Consider the following 14231-nt stretch of genomic DNA (forward strand, 5'->3'; position numbering starts at 1 on the left):
GCGGAACAATCCCCGGCGGAAGCGGGCTCTCGGGATCGGCGAAGTCGCCGTACGCCTCAGTGATGTCGGCACAGTCGCTGAACCGGTCGCCTGTGTCCGTCAGGGACACCACGTCCCATGTGCCCGGACAGCCGGAGACCAACTGCGCGCCGGGCGGCTCCGTGCACCTGTACGGGCTGATGGGCGAGCAGGACGACGGGGCGGGAGGGGGTCGCGGTCGCCAGTTCAGTGAGGGCGAGCCAGGCCCACGTCGTAGGCGAAGATGACGGCCTGTACGCGGTCCCGCACGTCGATCTTTCCCAGGATGCGGCTGACGTGGGATTTGACCGTCGACTCCGCCAGGTGCAGGTGAGCGGCTATCTCCGTGTTGGACCACCCCGTGGCGACGGCGGCTAGGACTTCGCGTTCGCGTTCGGTCAGGCCGGCCAGTTGTCGTCGCCGTTCGGGACCGAGAGCCGGAGAGCCGGGCATCCCCTGTGCCTGCGAGGTGGTGAACGTCTCGACGAGTCTGCGTGTCAGGCCGGGTGAGATGACGCAGTCGCCGGCCGCTACCGCCCGGATGCCGACGACGAGTTCCTCGGGGCGTGCGTCCTTGAGGAAGAAGCCGGCCGCACCGGCCCGCAGCGCCTCGTAGGCGTACTCGTCGAGGTCGAAGGTGGTCAGGACCAGGACCCGCGAGCGGCCGCCGGATCCGACGATGCGGCGGGTGGCTTCGATGCCGTTGACGCCGGGCATCCGGACGTCCATCAGGACCACGTCGGGGCGCAGTTCCGCGGTCAGGCGGACGGCCTCCTGGCCCTGGGAGGCCTCGCCGACGACCGCTATGTCCGGCTGGGCTTCGAGGAGCATGCGAAAGCCCAGCCGTTGCAGGGTCTGGTCGTCGACGATGAGGACAGTGGTCATAGCGGGTGCTTCTCCGTGACGGCGCTGGACAGGGGGCGGGAGGTGCTGAGGACGGTGTGGACACGCCAGCCGCCGGCGGGGGTCGGACCGGCGCTGATACGGCCCTGGTAGAGGGCGGCACGATGGTGCATGCCGACCAGGCCCTGCCCGCTGCGCCTGCCGTGCCGTTCGCTGTCCGCCGCGCGCGGCGGGCCCGTGTCCTCCACCGTGAGGTGTACCGACTCCCCGTTCCGGTGCAGGTCGACGGAGACGGTGGTGTCGGCGGCGGCGTGCTTGAGGGTGTTGGTGAGGGCTTCCTGCACGATGCGGTAGGCGGTGAGCTGGAGGCCGGGACTGAGCGGTGCCAGGTCCCCGTCGGTGCGCAGGTCGGCGGCGGGACCGGCGGCGCGGACGCGGTGGAGCAGCGCGGGCAAGTCCTGGAGGGTCGGCTGCGGGGCGAGCGGGGTCGTGTCCCTCCGCGTCGCGGGGATGTCGATCACGGCGAGCAGGCGGCGCAGTTCCGCGAGGGCCTCCCGGCCGCTGTCGCCGATGAGGTCGAGAGTGTCGGCGGATTTCTCGGAGCGGGTTCTGGCCAGCGCGGCCGCTCCGTCTGCCAGGCCGATGACGACGGCCAGGGTGTGGCCGAGGATGTCGTGCATCTCGCGGGAGACGCGGGTACGTTCCCAGGCCGCGGCCAGGCGTGCCTGCTGGTCCCTCTCGGTCTCCAGGGCCACGATGTAGGCCTTCGCCAGACGTCCGGTGAGGGCCAGTCCGGCGCAGGCCGTCACGGCGAACATGGCCAGCAGCGTGATGGTTTCGGGGCGCTTGGCGTGTTGCAGCTGGCCGCTTCCCCAGAACGCCGTGATCCACAGGACGAGTTGGACGGCGGTGACCGCGCAGGCGAGGACCAGGTGGCGGTGCCTGCCGTAACGGCCGACGTTGTAGAGCGCGACGATCCGGGCCGCGTCGGCGCCGTTGAGGACGTTCAGCGGCAGCGCGAGGACGGAGACGGCCGTGGTGATCGCGAACACCGGGCCGGGACGGCGTTCGCGCCACAGCAGCGGGACGGTGTACGCGAGGGTGAGGACGATCTCGCCGGGCAGATGGGCGCGGTTGGCCGGGTTGAGCAGGGAGGGCAGTCCGAGGACGGCGCAGAAGACGGGCACGGTCCACCGCCGCAGCTGGGGGTGGTCGTGGTCGAGCATCCGCCATGCGGCCAGTCCGCTGATGATCGACACGGTGACGCGGTGGTCGGGGTCGCTGGTCAGTGACCGCGGAAGCCGGGACACGTGAGGTGAAGTGCCGGGGGAGGGTTCGTCGTTGCTCGGCTCGGTCATGGCAGGTCGGGGCTTTCTCGCTGTCCGGGCCCCGGGGCCGCCCGCCGGCCCCGGGGGTCGGGCCGGTGGACGGAGCCGAGGCGCGTGCGGTGTATCGGGTCTACCGGGGTGCGTCTACCCGAGAGGGGCGGGCGCCGTCGGCTCCTGGTCGCTCCGCGCGGGGGTGTGCGCCGGGACGTGTGAGTGACGGTCTCGTTCGGCCAGGGCGTGGCGTAGCTTCTCGCCCTCCACGTCGACGTTCGGCAGCAGGCGGTCGAGCCGGCGGGGAAGTGCCCAGGCCCGTGCGCCGAGCAGGGTCATCACCGCGGGGACGAGGGTCATGCGGATGACGAAGGCGTCGAAGAGGACCGCGGTGGCGAGACCCAGCCCGATGGATTTCACCAGAGCGACGTCATCGAGGAGGAATCCCGCGAACACCGAGATCATGATGACGGCGGCGGCGGTGACCACGCGGGCGCCGTGGCGGAAACCGGTGACGATCGCTTCGGTGGGATCGGCGCCGTGGACGTACGCCTCGCGCATCCCGGAGACGAGGAACACCTCGTAGTCCATGGCCAGGCCGAAGACGACACCGATCAGCAGGATGGGCAGCAGGCTGACGATCGGAGCGGTCTCGTCGACGCCGAAGACGTCCTTGAGCCAGCCCCACTGGAACACGGCGACCAGTACGCCGAGGGTGGCGGCGACGCTGAGCAGGAAGCCGGCCGCGGCCTTCAGCGGGATCAGGACCGAGCGGAACACGAGGAGCAGCAGGACCAGCGCGAGTCCGACGACGATGGCCAGGTAGGGCACCATCGCCTCACCGAGCTGGGCGGAGACGTCGATGGCGAGCGCCGTCGTGCCGGTCACCATCACGTGCGCGCCGCTGTCCTGCTCCACCGCGTCGCTGCGCTCGCGTATGTCGGCGACCAGGTCGACCGTCTCCTGGCTGGTGGGCGAGCTGCCCGGCACGGCGGTGATGAGGGCGACGTCACCGGCCTCGTTGAAGACCGGAGGCCGTACGGTGGCGACGTCGTCGAGGCCGTCCAGCATCGCGGAGGTGCCGGTGGCCGCCGCCCTCGCGTCGTCGCTGTCGCGGGCGTCGACGACGACGGTGAGCGGACCGCTGAAGCCCGGCCCGAAGCCCTTGCCGAGCGTGTCGTAGGCCACGCGCTGGGTGCTGCCGGGGGCGGCCATGCTGTCGTCGGGCAGGGTCAGCCGCAACGACAGTGCCGGTATGGCCAGCACGCCCAGGCCGACGACCGAGGCCAGCAGCATCTTCCAGGGATGGCGGGTGACGAAGCGGCCCCAGCGAACGCCCGTCGTGACGCGCCGGCCGTGCTGCTCGGCACGCACGCGGCGCGTGGTGAGGCGGCCGTGGGCCACGCGGGTACCGGTGAAACCCAGCGTGGCCGGCAGGAGGGTGAGCGCGACCAGCACGGCGACCGCGATGGCGAAGGCGGCGGCGAGGCCCATGGTGGTGAGCATCGCGATGCCGATGACGCTCAGACCGGCCAGTGCGATGACGACGGTCAGGCCGGCGAAGACCACCGCCGAGCCCGCGGTGCCCAGGGCGCGCCCGGCCGCCTCCTCGGGCTCGTGCCCCGCGCGCAACTCCGTCCGGTAGCGGGAGACGATGAACAGGGCGTAGTCGATGGCCACCGCCAGACCCAGCATGAGCGCCAGGGTCTGCGCGTTGGAGGCCATGTCGACGAACGACGAGGCGACGGTGATGGCGCACAGGGCGATGCCGACACCGACGACCGCGGACAGCAGCGGCAGTCCGGCCGCGACCAGCGAACCGAAGGTGATGACCAGGACGAGGGCGGCGACCAGCAGACCGATCAGTTCGGCTGCGTTGCTCTGCTCCTCCTCCAGCACCGCGTTGCCGCCCAGACTGATGTCCAGGCCCGCCCTCCCGCCCTTGTCGGCCACCTTGTGCAGGGCGTCCGACGCGGCGGGGGTGATGCCGGCCTGCGGGACGGCGTAGGTCACCGGGGCGTAGGCGATGCTGCCCGATGAGCTGACCAGGCCGCCGCTGAAGGGGTCGGTGACGCTCGCCACCTGCGGCGCCTTGCGCAGATCGGCGACCAGCGACCTCACCTGCTGCTTGTGCGTGGCGGACGTCAGCTTCCGCCCGTCCGCGGCCTCGATGACCACACGGGCCGTGGCGCCGGAGGCCGAGGCTTGCGGGAACTCCTTCTCCAGCAGGTCGATGGCCTGCTGCGACTGGGTTCCGGGAAGGGTGAAGTCGTCCGTCGTACTGCCCGACACGCTGCTGACGCCGATGACCGCGGCGACGAGCACCGTGATCCATGCCAGCAGCACCGGCCGGCGTCGCCGGAAGGCGAGCCGGCCGAGCCGGTAGAGAAGGGTGGCCACGAAAATTACTCCCACCAGGAGGAAAACGGATGTGTGAGGGCGGGCCCGACAGGCTCCGTCGATGAACCTAGGAGTCGCGTGCGGCCGAAATGAGCTGCGTGAGGACGAATCTGCGCCCGGGGCGGTACCCCGGTACCGGGCGCCGTCCTCCTCGAGACGGACGTCCCGGGTCTCAGCCGGCCGGGTGAGTGGCGAGGAGCGCTGCGGTCGCCTCCCACAGCTCCCGCTGCACGCGTGGGTCCCGGCCGGGCTCGGGGCACTCCAGGGGACGGGCGTCGCGCGCGGAGAAGTAACCGCCGCTGGTGCCCGAGAGCGCCGGGTCGACGGCGAGCCGCACGATGATGCCGGCGCCCTTGCGGGGATCGCCGATCTTCAGGGTGTTCAGCACCCGTTGCAGGACGGCGGAGCCGGGCAGGTCCCGGCCCAGGCCCGTGGCGTTGAAGCCGGGGTCGCAGCAGTTCACGGTGACCTTGTCCGCGTCCAGGCGACGGGCGAGTTCCTGCGTCCACATGATGGTCATCAGCTTCGTGAGCCCGTACAAGGACATCGACTCCCGGCGGGTGTAGGAGTCGGTGCGGCGCAGGTCCTCGGCCGGAGCGATCGTCTTCGCCTGCCGGGACGCCCCGGAGGCGACGTTGACGATCCGGGCCGGCGCACAGGCCCCCAGCTTCGCTGTCAGTGCCTCCGTCAGGACGAACGGGCCGAGGTGGTTCACGGCCGTCATCTCCGCGAACCCCTCGGCGGTGACGCGCTGCGCGAAGGCGTGCAGGCCCGCGTTGTTGACCAGGACGTCCAGGCGCGGACAGCGCGCGGCGATCTCCTCTCCCGCGCGATGTGCGTCGGAGATCAGGCCGAGATCGGCGTGGAAGACGTCGACGGGCTCGTCGGTCACCGCCTTGAGATCGTCGACGAGGGCTTCCGCCTTGCTGCGGGAGCGGGCCACGGTGCCGATGCGGTAGCCCCGGCGAGCCAGCTCGAAGGCGGCGATCCGGCCCAGTCCGGAGGTGGCTCCGGTGATCACGGCGACGGGACGGTCCATCGTGCGACTCCTTTTATGAGGTACCTCACGAATATGTTGTGCGAGGATACCCGAACCATGGAGCAGCACGAAGCAGTGACGACCGGCAGCACCCCGGAGCAGGTGGGACTGTCCTTCCTCACCCTCGCGTACGGCCTGCGCGAGCGGGTCGACCGGAGCATGATGTCGACGGCCGGTCTGTCCCTGTCCCGCACCAAGGTCCTTCAGGCGCTGGCCGGCCGCGGCGCGCTCCACCAGGCGGAGCTGGCCGCCTCCCTCGGCCAGGCGCCGCGCTCCGTCACCCAGATCGTGGAAGGCCTCGAGCGCCTGGGCCTGGTCGCCCGGACCGGCGACCCCGAGGACCGCCGCCGCAAGACCGTCTCCCTGACGGACTCGGGCCGCACGGCACTGGCAGCCGCGGAACAGGCCGGAACGCAGGCGCTGCGCCACTGCTTCGGCTCGCTCGAACCGCAACAGCTGGGCACACTCGACGCGTTGCTCGTGCACCTGGACATCGCCCTCACGGACGGCGACAAGGCCGGCTGACACGCTTTCCCGCCGTCGAGCCGCCCGGCGGCGATGTCCGCGGGCGGTGGCGTCCCGGTCGTGCGCGAGTGAGCCCGGTGCGTTGTGGCCGTTCCTCGGTCGCGGGACCGGCGTCCTTCACTTTTTCGCCGCGTACGGCGAGGCCCTCGGCGATGCCCGCGCCGGGGCAGGAGGCGGCGTAGTCGCGTTCGGTGGTGCCCAGGCCGCTCATGGTGTGGGTGGTGACCGGGTGGACGGTCCTGCTGCGGAGGCGGAGGCCGAGCGCTTCGGTGAACGTCGTCATGATCATGGGCGCTCGGACGTTCCGGACGGAGCCGGCCGGGAGGACGGTGCCGTAGCCGTCGGGGGAGGGCAGGCGGTCTTCGGCGGCCGGGCGGGCGTCCGTGTCCTGCTGGCGGACGTCGCGCCGGACCACGACGCCATGACGCTGCTCGACATGACCGCGCCCGCGACCACGCCCGGCCGGGAGGCGGAGCGGCGCTGAAGACCGCGCGAGCGATCAGGGCGCACACCCCGCTGTCACGGCGCGAGCGATGTCGTCGAAGAGCGCGGCGAGGACATGGTCCGCCTCTCACCGGTCGTCCGGCACCGCATCGACATGCTCGGCCGGTACTCCTTCCGCTTCCCGATCCGCCCGGCGGGCCGCGGCCGTTGCGCGGACCGGCCGCCGCCGATGACGGGTGAGCGGGGGGATCAGCCTCTGGCGATGCGGTCGAGCCACTCCGTGAGCAGGCTGCGCTCGCCCGCGGTCAGTGCGTCGCTCTGCGGGAGGACGGCGCGCAGGGCGATCGCGGCACCGGCCGGGCCGGGTGCCACCGGGGTGGGGGTGTCGGTGGTGATCGCGGCGATGACCGCCTCCCTCGCCATGTGGGACACGGCGGGGTCCCGGTGGGCCTCGGGGGTGGCGATCAGGGCGAGGGTCGTACCGCTGCCGACGGCGTGGACGAGTTGCGCGGCGCGTTCCTCGTCGATCCGCAGTCTGCCCGACTCCGCGACCCGGTGGATGTGGGCGGCGAGGATCTCCATCGCGGCGAGGGCCGCCGGCGGGACCACGCCGGGGCGGGGTTCGGCGTACATGAGGGCGTACAGGGCCGGGTTGGCGAGACCGAAGTCCACGTTCAGGTTCCAGCCGGTGCGCAGATCCTCGACGGGGTCGCCACTGGGCCTGAAACCGGATTTTCCGTTCAGGTACGTCGTGAAGCCGTGCGCGGCAACCGCGTCGAGCAGGCCCTGCTTGTCCCCGAAGAGGCGGTAGATGGTCGGGGCCTGGACGCCGGCCGCGGCGCTCACCGCCCGGGTCGAGACCGCCTCGCGGCCGTTCTCGGCGAGGAGCCGGGCTGCGGCGGTGATGATCCGGTCACGGTTGCTCTCGACTGGGGCGGGGTGATCGATCTCCATGTTTCCAATGCTAACGGATATGCGTTAACGGATTTGCGCGATGAGTCGATAACGTGCTTTCGTTATCAATGGAAACGGCGGTGGCTGATGCCGGTCCGCAGCACATGCCGCCGCCATGCAGAGCAATGCCCTTCGGAGGCTCCAATGATCGTCGTCACCGCTCCTACCGGCCAGATCGGCCACCAGGTCCTCAGCACGCTCCTGGACGGCGACCGGCCGGTCCGGGTGATCGCCCGCGATCCCTCCCGTCTGGCCCCGCAGGTGCGTGAACGCGTCGAGGTCGTGCAGGGGTCGCACCGCGACCGCGATGTCGTCGACGAGGCATTCGCCGGTGCCGACAGCGTCCTGTGGCTGGTCCCCCCGGACCCGCACGCCGACGACATCCAGCACCACTACCTCGACTTCACCCGCCCGGCCTGCGCCGCGATCGAGGCCCAAAACGTCAAGCGGGTGATCGGCATCACCAGCCTGGGCCGCGCGTACGGCAAGCACGCCGGGCTGCTGTCACCCGCGTTCGCGATGGACGAGCTGATCGAGGGCACCGGGGTGGACTACCGGGCACTGGCCATGCCGTTCTTCATGGAGAACCTGCTCAACCAGGTCGAGGCGATCAGGAGCCAGGGGATGTTCTTCATGGCGAACTCCGCAGACCGCCCGCTCGCGACCGTGGCCACCCGCGACATCGCCGCGGTGGCGGCCGGACTGCTGCTCGACGACTCCTGGAGCGGGCAGGGCGGTGTCCCGGTGATCGGCCCCGACGCACTCTCCCCCGACGGCATGGCGGAGGTCCTGTCCGAAGTGCTGGAGCGGCCGATCCGCTTCCAGCAGATCGGCGGCGAGGCGTACAGGGCGACGATGACGCAGTACGGGATGAGTGACGCCTGGGCGCAGGGCCTGGTCGACATGGCCATCGCCCAGAACGAGGGCATCTACGACGCCGAGCAGCGGGCCCTGCGGTCCGCCGCCCCGACCGGCTTCCGCCAGTGGTGCGAGGACGTGCTCAAGCCGGCCGTGTCGGCTTGATTTCGGTTGCCGGGGGTGACTCGACGAGGGGTGCCGCCGGGAGCGGGCAGGCCGGCCGGGACCCTGGAACGGGCCGGGACCGTCGGCGCGTCGTAGCCGCGCTCAGTGCGTCAGCCGGGCCGGGCGCTCCTGAACGGGAGGCCGCGAGCCGTCCAGGACCGCCTGGACGGGGAGGCGCTCTTCGAGGGTGTGGCGGTGGATGGCGGTCAGGACGGCCGGGCCGGCGGCGGTGATGGTGACGGTGATGCCGGTCAGGTCGAGGGCCTGGCAGATGCCGAGCAGGGTGTAGAGGCTGGCGCTGTCGCAGTAGGTGACGCCGGTCAGGTCCAGGGAGAGGCGGCCGGGGCGGACGGGCTGCGCCACGAGGCGCGCAACCGTCTCGCGCAGGTCGGTGGAGGTGGAGGCGTCCAGTTCACCCGTGAGGGCGACTACGGCGACAGCCCCGGCCGGCTGATGCTGTGTGATCAGCAGGCGGGGCTCGAGAGGTTCGGGCATGACATTCCCTTGGGCCTGACGACCCGCCTCACTGCCGAAGCGGATACCGACATTTGAAAGATACCCATCTTCGGCCGGGACCAGTATCCGGCCACCGGCTACGAAGAACGGCCGGCGACGTGGAGCACCGGCATCGGACTGCCGCACCGGTCCGCACGGCCGGTGCCGGTGATGGCCTGTGCTCTTTGGCCGGGACCGGCGTTCGATGTCCCAACGGGGGAGCGGGACACGGACCGGGACCGGATCCTCTCCGGCGCACCCGCCGGTGAGGGCCGTCGGGTGCGCCGGGACCAGCAGGAGTTCCGGTTCAGCCGGAACCGGAGCCGGAGCCGGAACCGGAGCCGGAGCCGGAACCGGAGCCAGAGCCGGAGCCAGAGCCGGAACCGGACGGCCGGTGTCCGGGGCCTCCGAGGGCGTAGGCCGTAGTACCGTAGTACCGGCGATCATGAGGAGCAGGGCCGTCCACGTGGCCGTCGTGGTACCGGGCGGCTGCAGCATCCAACTCACCACCCGCATCGGCGTACTTGTGGCCGGCGGGACGAAGAAAGACAACGCCAGCCACGCGAACGGCAGCGTCCACGCGTACCGGGCGCCCGCCAGAGCCGCGCCCAGGGCCACCGACCCCAGCAGTCCCGCGCTGTCCCGGGCGACGAACGCGGTGGTGGCCAGGTCCTCGCCCATCGTCTGCACGGTCAGCGGCACGGCGCCGACGACCGTGCCACCGAGCAGAACGTGCGCCGCCCTGCGGGGCGCCCAGCGGATCGCGGCCGTACGGTCCAGCGCGAGGTCCTGCCCGCCGAACCCGACCGAGACCGCCATCGCCCCCGCGGCGAGTACGAGCATGCACGGCCGTGGATCCCCGGGCCCCCGCCGCCGTCCCGGACCAGCGCCCACACCGCCACCGCGCTGATCACCACCACGGTGAGCGATGCGGGTACCCGGCGCGAGCGCACGTACAGCATCAGCCATCTCACCGGGACCCACCGCCCTTCAGCGCCTCGAACGCGTCGCCTTCGCAGGAGAGCGCGGACGCGCGCATCGCACCGATCCGTGCGAGCTGCTCGGCGCGCAACAGCGCCCGCAGTTCCCGCCAGACCGGGCGAGCCTCGGCGTCGACCTCGCGGCGCGCACCCGCCGACCCGGTGCCGGGCAGCGGCTCGAGGTCACCCAGCACCCAGCCCACCGCGACGGCCTGCGCGAAATCATCGTTGCCCTCGAAGCCGGCATCCGCGCCTGAGTCAAGGACCGGAACGAACACCCCAAGCCGTTCATCTGGACCAAGACGGCCGAAGAGATCCTCGGCTCCCTCGCCCGCCTCCGCCGACGCCGGCGCGTCACTTCACGGGCATCATTCTGCCCGTCGGGACGTGATCAGACTTTAATTCCGAACAGTTTTTCCGCGTTTCGGAACGCAATTTTTTCCTTGGCTTCACGCGGCAAAGCGACTCCCCGGAACCAGTCGGTTTGAGTTTTCATATCTGCAAACGGGTAGTCGGTTGCGAACATCACTCGATCCACACTTACATACTTCAGCAGGAGATCGAGCAGTTCAGTCTGGGGGAATGCGCTGGTTGTGAACCAGAAATTGTCATGGAAATACTGCTCGAACGGCTTGTCCAGGCTCTTCCTGGTCACTTCGCTCATCTTCTCCACGACGCGTTCGTAGAAGAACGGAAGGCCCTCTCCCATATGGCCGATGATGATCTGGAGCTTGGGGTACCTGTCGAATACTCCTGAGGTGATCATTCGGAGGCACTGAGTAACGACTTCCTGGTGCCATCCATATGCAGAGATGCTGAGAACCTGGTCCTGGAACTCCTTCTGATATTCCGGCCGCATATTGCTGTAGTAGATTTCGAAAACCTCGTCGGGCGGCAGGCCCGGATGGATGTATATCGGCACGTCAAGGGCTTCGGCGCGCGCCAGCAGGGGGTCGAAGTCGGGATTGTCGAGGAATTTCTTTCCGATGATTCCATTGGTCAGGCATCCCAGGAAGCCATCTTCCCGAACTGTGCGTTCCAGTTCGTCCGCGGAGGCCTCCGGATTCTGCAGAGGCAAGGTTGCAAACGCCTTGAAACGCCCCGGATGGGCGGCCATCGGTCCATCGACGAGCAACTTGTTGAGGCGATACGCAAAATCGATTCCCTTCTGACCTTTGACATTCTGCACACCTGGCGTATGTGCGGAGAGGATTTGAACGTTGAGTCCTGCCTCATCCATTGCACCGATGCGGCGCGGGCCGAGCTCGGCAAGACCGGTGTCCTCGAGGAACAGCCTGTCGTTCAGCACCATCAACTCATGGGTGGAAAAGGTCTCTTCCGTGCCGATGAAGGGCAGGTCCTGGTCCCGCTGTGAAAAATCCGTAGTCTCGTTCGACGCCGCGCGGGAGGCAATGGCATGCGTGGACAAGCCGGCCCCGATGCCAAGTGCTGCCGTGCCGGCCAGAAAGCCGCGGCGTCCCGTCGTGAGGCGCTTCGGAGGGGTTGCGTCGGATTTCATCTCGGTTTCTCCTCAGGTGTTTGCGCGGTGCGGTATCCGTGCGACATCCGTCTGCAAGACACGACGGGTTACCTCGCTTATCCGGATGCCTACTTCCTGCCGACTTCCTACCGAGCGAACCTGAGACGAACGTTAATACGGCCGCTCAGGCCGGTTGGCCGAACCAGGCGCCCGACGCACGCACCAGCGTGGTGGCGTCGACGTCCACCCGGTCCGTGCGGGCGGTGACGGTGTTGACCTGCCCGGTCCACGCGGCCGCGGCGTCGCGGACCTCCGCGCGGTCGACGAGGTCCAGCGGGAGTCCGCAGCCAGGTGCATGCGACGCGAGGTGGGAAACCGCAGGTCGACCGCAATGTCGTCGCCGCGGTGAACCGGCTGAAGGTCACATCGCATGCGCGCCTGATCCGCAATGACGAAGGCATCCTTCGGACCGCCCGCGGGCACCACGGCGACGCTCTAATCCTGACCTCAGGTTGATCGGGGACAATGAGCGGCGAAAGCATCGACTGGAGGGGGGCGGGCCGGCGTGCGGATCATGATCGCGGATGACGAGGCGGCCATCCGTGAATCGCTGGAGCGGGTGCTCCAGGTCGAGGGTTACGACACCAGCACCGTCGCCAACGGTTTCGCCGTGCTCGACGGGGTCGGTGGCGACGCGCCGGATCTGCTGCTCCTCGACGTGATGATGCCCCGCCTCGGCGGGTTGGAGACCTGTCGGCGGTTGCGGGCCGCGGGCCGGGATCTGCCGGTGCTGATGCTGACCGCCCGTGACCAGGTCTCCGACCGGGTCGCGGGGCTGGACGCGGGCGCCGACGACTACCTGCCCAAGCCGTTCGCCACCGAGGAGTTACTGGCCCGGGTGCGGGCCCTGCTGCGTCGGCGCACGCCGACCGACGAGGAGTCGCAGATCCTGTCGTTCGCCGACGTCGGGCTCGATCCCGACAGGTTCGAGGCGTGGCGTGGCGCGCGGCCGCTGCGCCTGACCCGGACCGAGTTCTCCCTCCTGCAGGTCCTCGTGAGCAACGCGACCCGGGTCGTGACCCGCGACGCGCTGTTCGAGGCGATCTGGGGCTTCGGCATGAGCTCCACCGCCAACAACCTCCAGGTGTACGTGAGTTACCTGCGCCGCAAGATGGAGGCCGAGGGTGAGCCGCGATTGATCTACACGCTGCGCGGCCTGGGATACACATTGCGGGAGACTCCTCCGTGAGCAGGCACGCCGGCCGGGAACCGCGCCGGCTCACCCGATGGTGGCGCCGGCGCTCCCTGCGGGCCAGGCTGACGGTGATCGCGGCGACGGCCATTGCGGTCAGCGTGTTCGCGGCCTTCCAGGTGGCCAGCGAGCTACTGGACCGGGAGCTGCAGGAGAGCGTCGAGAATCAGCTGCGCGCCGACTCCCGCGTCCTGGCGACGAACGCGGAGCGCGCCGGTCTGGCGCAGGTCGAGCTACCGCCGTATCCCGGAGCCGGTCGGCTGGTGCGGGTCATCCTGCCCGACGGCTCGATCCGGACGCCGGCCGGCCAACCCGCGCTGCCCCCGGTCAGCGAGGACGCCGGGCGCGTGGCGCAGGGCGCGTCGGCCGGCCTGATGGAGTCGAACGACAGCGACGACGACGGCTACGTCATCTGCACGCTGCGGGCGGGCGGCGGCGCGGTCCAGGTGGCCCACGTCGTCGACGACAGCCCGATCAACCGGTTCGGGTTCGGCATGCTGCTGATCGGGCTGCTCTGCGTGGTCGGCGGTGCCCTTGTCGGGCGGACCGTGGCGCGGACCGGGCTGGCACCGATCGACCGGCTGACCGCCGCCGCGGTACATGTCGCGCACACCCGGGAGCTGGACGCCGACATCCCGGACGAGGGCGGTGGGGAGATCCGGCGGCTGATCCAGTCGATCAACGACATGCTCGCCGCGCTCCGGGACTCCCGGCGGGCCCAGCGGCTGCTCGCCGAGGACGCCGCCCACGAGCTCAAGACCCCGCTCACCAGCCTGCGCCTCAACGCCGAACTGCTGATCCGGCTCGATCGGCGCGGCACCCTGGACAGCGCACTGCCGGCGGAGAGCCGGACCCGGCTGCTCAACGACCTCGGCGCCCAGGTGGCCGAGTTGAGCACCCTTGCCGCCGAGCTGACCGACCTGGCGCGCGGTGACGTCAGCGACGAGAGCACCGAGGTGCTCGACCTCGCCGATGTGGTGGTGGCCGCCGCGACCCGGGCGCGTTCCCGCCTGCCCGACATCGAGGTCGCGCTCGACGTGACCTCTGTGTGGGTGAGCGGGCGTCCCGCTGCGCTCGAGCGGGCGGTGCTCAACCTCATCGACAACGCCGGCAAGTGGTCCCCCGGGGACCAGCCGGTCCAGGTCCGGCTCCGTGCCGAAGGCGCGTCGGCGGTGCTCGAGGTCGACGACGCCGGGCCGGGCATCGACGCCGCCGACGTACCGCGGGTGTTCGACCGGTTCTACCGTGCCGACAGCGCCCGGGCGTTGCCGGGATCCGGTCTGGGGCTGTCGATCGTGCAACGGGTCGTCGACGCCCACGGCGGCCGGGCCGCCGTCGCCCGCTCCGCACGTGGTGGCGCGCTGCTTCGGGTCGACCTTCCGGCCGCGGCCCCGCCCGTCCCGATCGCTCGGCTCACCGCCGGGGAGGACACCGCGGCACGCTGACCCGCCCCGGCGGC

Annotated in this window: 13 protein-coding genes and 2 pseudogenes; 4 read left to right on the forward strand and 11 right to left on the reverse strand. The window is 70.4% G+C overall.

The window, feature by feature from the left end; translation table 11 throughout:
* Window positions 1–225: 225 nt before the first annotated feature.
* From QFZ75_RS38260 to QFZ75_RS38275, 4 genes are all read right to left on the reverse strand, one after another.
* Complete coding sequence (locus tag QFZ75_RS38260) at window positions 226–903, reverse strand: response regulator transcription factor (RefSeq protein WP_307544017.1); 678 nt, start codon at window positions 901–903, stop codon at window positions 226–228.
* Complete coding sequence (locus QFZ75_RS38265) at window positions 900–2219, reverse strand: sensor histidine kinase (protein ID WP_307544018.1); 1320 nt, start codon at window positions 2217–2219, stop codon at window positions 900–902. The genes QFZ75_RS38260 and QFZ75_RS38265 overlap by 4 nt, the downstream gene beginning before the upstream one ends.
* A gap of 114 nt (window positions 2220–2333) precedes the next feature.
* Window positions 2334–4580 carry an MMPL family transporter gene (locus tag QFZ75_RS38270; RefSeq protein WP_307544019.1) on the reverse strand — a complete coding sequence of 749 codons (2247 nt, stop codon included), beginning with the start codon at window positions 4578–4580 and terminating at the stop codon, window positions 2334–2336.
* Window positions 4581–4752: 172 nt separating this feature from the next.
* Entirely contained in the window at window positions 4753–5619 is an 867-nt protein-coding gene (locus QFZ75_RS38275; RefSeq protein ID WP_307544020.1) for an SDR family NAD(P)-dependent oxidoreductase, read from the reverse strand.
* A gap of 57 nt (window positions 5620–5676) precedes the next feature.
* On the opposite strand from QFZ75_RS38275, the gene QFZ75_RS38280 reads away from it, so the two are divergent.
* Window positions 5677–6144, forward strand: coding sequence for a MarR family winged helix-turn-helix transcriptional regulator (locus QFZ75_RS38280; protein ID WP_307544021.1), 468 nt, complete (start codon window positions 5677–5679; stop codon window positions 6142–6144).
* Here the strand turns inward: QFZ75_RS38280 and QFZ75_RS41290 are convergent.
* Window positions 6119–6559 (reverse strand): flavodoxin, encoded by a 441-nt coding sequence (locus QFZ75_RS41290; RefSeq protein WP_373466008.1) that lies wholly within the window; start codon window positions 6557–6559, stop codon window positions 6119–6121. The two genes, QFZ75_RS38280 and QFZ75_RS41290, sit on opposite strands and share 26 nt — an antisense overlap.
* Before the next feature lie 278 nt (window positions 6560–6837).
* Window positions 6838–7542, reverse strand: coding sequence for a TetR/AcrR family transcriptional regulator (locus QFZ75_RS38290; protein WP_307544023.1), 705 nt, complete (start codon window positions 7540–7542; stop codon window positions 6838–6840).
* Between the two features lie 144 nt (window positions 7543–7686).
* Here QFZ75_RS38290 and QFZ75_RS38295 point away from each other — a divergent pair, with 144 nt between their 5' ends.
* Window positions 7687–8565: an NAD(P)H-binding protein gene (locus tag QFZ75_RS38295; protein WP_307544024.1), complete on the forward strand. Its 879-nt coding sequence runs from the start codon at window positions 7687–7689 to the stop codon at window positions 8563–8565.
* A 102-nt stretch (window positions 8566–8667) separates the two neighbouring features.
* Here the strand turns inward: QFZ75_RS38295 and QFZ75_RS38300 are convergent, their stop codons facing one another.
* The 5 genes and pseudogenes from QFZ75_RS38300 to QFZ75_RS38315 all read right to left on the reverse strand — a co-directional run.
* Window positions 8668–9507: an STAS domain-containing protein gene (locus QFZ75_RS38300; RefSeq protein WP_373466083.1), complete on the reverse strand. Its 840-nt coding sequence runs from the start codon at window positions 9505–9507 to the stop codon at window positions 8668–8670.
* Window positions 9493–10034, reverse strand: a pseudogene (locus tag QFZ75_RS41295) (hypothetical protein); the annotation flags it as partial. The pseudogene QFZ75_RS41295 and the gene QFZ75_RS38300, both read right to left, overlap by 15 nt.
* The gene (locus QFZ75_RS38305) at window positions 10031–10318 is read right to left on the reverse strand and encodes a hypothetical protein (protein ID WP_307544026.1); all 288 of its coding nucleotides are present in this window, start codon (window positions 10316–10318) and stop codon (window positions 10031–10033) included. The gene QFZ75_RS38305 and the pseudogene QFZ75_RS41295, both read right to left, overlap by 4 nt.
* A gap of 113 nt (window positions 10319–10431) precedes the next feature.
* Window positions 10432–11559: an amidohydrolase family protein gene (locus QFZ75_RS38310; protein ID WP_307544027.1), complete on the reverse strand. Its 1128-nt coding sequence runs from the start codon at window positions 11557–11559 to the stop codon at window positions 10432–10434.
* A 264-nt stretch (window positions 11560–11823) separates the two neighbouring features.
* A pseudogene (locus QFZ75_RS38315) lies at window positions 11824–11985 on the reverse strand (transposase); the annotation flags it as partial.
* A gap of 100 nt (window positions 11986–12085) precedes the next feature.
* Here QFZ75_RS38315 and QFZ75_RS38320 point away from each other — a divergent pair.
* A complete protein-coding gene (locus QFZ75_RS38320; RefSeq protein ID WP_307544028.1) occupies window positions 12086–12769 on the forward strand; it encodes a response regulator transcription factor in 684 nt (227 codons plus the stop codon).
* Window positions 12766–14217: a HAMP domain-containing sensor histidine kinase gene (locus tag QFZ75_RS38325; RefSeq protein WP_307544029.1), complete on the forward strand. Its 1452-nt coding sequence runs from the start codon at window positions 12766–12768 to the stop codon at window positions 14215–14217. Before QFZ75_RS38320 ends, QFZ75_RS38325 begins: the two co-directional genes overlap by 4 nt.
* The last annotated feature ends 14 nt before the right edge of the window (window positions 14218–14231 follow it).

The organism is Streptomyces sp. V3I8 (genome assembly GCF_030817535.1).
Taxonomy (GTDB): domain Bacteria; phylum Actinomycetota; class Actinomycetes; order Streptomycetales; family Streptomycetaceae; genus Streptomyces.

What these genes read in the sequence shown, in the direction of transcription:
- QFZ75_RS38310 (WP_307544027.1), bottom strand. Translation starts at nt 11,559, where the DNA reads ATGAAATCCGACGCAACCCCTCCGAAGCGCCTCACGACGGGACGCCGC.
- QFZ75_RS38275 (WP_307544020.1), bottom strand. Translation starts at nt 5,619, where the DNA reads ATGGACCGTCCCGTCGCCGTGATCACCGGAGCCACCTCCGGACTGGGC.
- QFZ75_RS38280 (WP_307544021.1), top strand. Translation starts at nt 5,677, where the DNA reads ATGGAGCAGCACGAAGCAGTGACGACCGGCAGCACCCCGGAGCAGGTG.
- QFZ75_RS38290 (WP_307544023.1), bottom strand. Translation starts at nt 7,542, where the DNA reads ATGGAGATCGATCACCCCGCCCCAGTCGAGAGCAACCGTGACCGGATC.
- QFZ75_RS38295 (WP_307544024.1), top strand. Translation starts at nt 7,687, where the DNA reads ATGATCGTCGTCACCGCTCCTACCGGCCAGATCGGCCACCAGGTCCTC.
- QFZ75_RS38265 (WP_307544018.1), bottom strand. Translation starts at nt 2,219, where the DNA reads ATGACCGAGCCGAGCAACGACGAACCCTCCCCCGGCACTTCACCTCAC.
- QFZ75_RS38300 (WP_373466083.1), bottom strand. Translation starts at nt 9,507, where the DNA reads ATGATCGCCGGTACTACGGTACTACGGCCTACGCCCTCGGAGGCCCCG.
- QFZ75_RS38260 (WP_307544017.1), bottom strand. Translation starts at nt 903, where the DNA reads ATGACCACTGTCCTCATCGTCGACGACCAGACCCTGCAACGGCTGGGC.